This is a genomic window from Streptomyces sp. NPDC046876, from assembly GCF_040645035.1.
Classification (GTDB): Bacteria; Actinomycetota; Actinomycetes; order Streptomycetales; family Streptomycetaceae; genus Streptomyces.
In genome coordinates this window covers 1-1,624 of sequence record NZ_JBEYXK010000231.1, presented here as the reverse complement: position 1 = coordinate 1,624, position 1,624 = coordinate 1, and the positions used below count along the sequence as shown (strand labels likewise).

The window sequence follows — 1,624 nt, the reverse complement described above, 5'->3', positions numbered from 1 at the left end:
CCGGAGACGGTCGTGCCGAACACGACGTCGTCACGGCCCGTCAGTGCACCGAGCAATACCCCCCAGGCGCCCTGCACCAGCGTGTTCATCGTCAGACCGCGACTGCGGGCCAGCTCCTGCAAGGCCCCGGTCAGCTCCGCCGAGACCATGTGCGTGATCTGCTCGGGACGGGCCACTCCCTCAGCCGTTCCGGCGGACGCGAGGTGGCACGGTTCCTCCAGGCCGGACAGGGCCTCGGCCCACGCGGCCTTGCCCGTCTCCCGGTCCCTGGCCGCCAGCCACGACAGGTAGTCCCGATAGGGGGCCACGCGCGGCAGAACCGCATCGTCACCACCACTGCAGTACAGCTCGAACAGCTCGTGCATCAGAAGGGGCATGGACCAGCCATCGAGGAGGATGTGGTGCGCCGTCAAAAGCAGGACGAACCGGTCCTCCGCCAGCCGGAACAGGGTGAAACGGATCAGGGGCGGGCGCGCCATGTCGAAACGGCGGGCCTTTTCCTCCGCCACGGCCCGTTCGAGAACTGCGGTCTGCTCTCCCACCTCGTGGTCGCGCAGATCGACGAGCCGCCACGGCGTCTTCACGTTCGCCGCGATCAGCTGAACCGGTTGACCTTCCTGCTGACGGCGCTGACGGAACCCGGCGCGGAGATTGGCGTGCCGATTCAGCACCGCGTCCGCAGCAGTGTGCAGCCGCTCGGAGTCCAGGTTCCCTTCGAATTCCAGAGTCAATTGCACGACATAGACGTCCGGAGACTGTTCGTCGTACAAGGCGTGGAACAGAAGTCCCTCCTGCAACGGAGAGAGTGGAAGAATGCTTTCCAGTCGTGACTTGCTCACGGGCGTCTCCATACTCAAAGGCTCAGCTCGTCTTCGAATTCATCAATTTCGCTCTGACTCAACTCCAGCAAGGGCATGTCGGAGGGGGTGCGTCCGCCGGCGTGCGGGTCCCGCGCGTGCTCGCCCAGGGTGGTCAGGGCGGCGATCCAGGCGTCGCCCAGGTCTCGGACGTCCTGCTCGGTCAGCAGTTTCCCGGCCCAGGTGCAGGTGATCGTCAACTGCGGCCCGTCCGCGTGGTCATGGGTGACCGCGTTGACTTCCAGGGCGTGGTGCAGCGGCATTCGTCCGTCACCGGCACCTTCGATCGCGGCGTTCTCCACGGTCATGGCCCAGTCTGCGTCCTGGGGTGCCGGGAAGCGCCCCAGGTAGTTGAACGCCATCTGAGGCCGCGGCAGAGCTGCCAACCGCTGTGCCGTGTCCGGGTTGAGATGGCGGAGCGGGCCGTAGCCGATGCCCGTGTCGGGCACGGCCCTCAGCTGCTCCTTGACGTGCTTGAGTGCCTCACCGGCGACAGCACCGTCCAGCGACCAGGCGCCAGTGGTGACCGTGCCGAGATCCAGCCGGGCCGGGTGGATGCTGGTGAACCAGCCCACGGTCCGGGAGAGGTCGATGCCCGGGGTGATCTCCTGGCGGCCGTGCCCTTCCAAATCCACCAGGAGCGACTCGTGTTCTCGCAGTCCTTTGCTCTGACGCCATTGTGTGAAGGCGAGGGCGAGGCCGGTGAGGAGTACGTCGTTGACGCCGCAGGAGTACAGGGCGGGCAGGGTCGTGAGCAGGGGTGCCGT

Annotated in this window: 2 protein-coding genes; both read right to left on the bottom strand. The window is 66.6% G+C overall.

Annotation, left to right across the window (positions count from 1 at the left end):
* A partial coding sequence (locus tag ABZ924_RS38645; RefSeq protein ID WP_361920429.1) for a condensation domain-containing protein occupies positions 1–839 on the bottom strand: 839 nt, incomplete at its 3' end.
* A 14-nt stretch (positions 840–853) separates the two neighbouring features.
* Positions 854–1,624 (bottom strand): condensation domain-containing protein (locus tag ABZ924_RS38640; protein WP_361920427.1); only part of this gene is annotated, 771 nt, incomplete at its 5' end.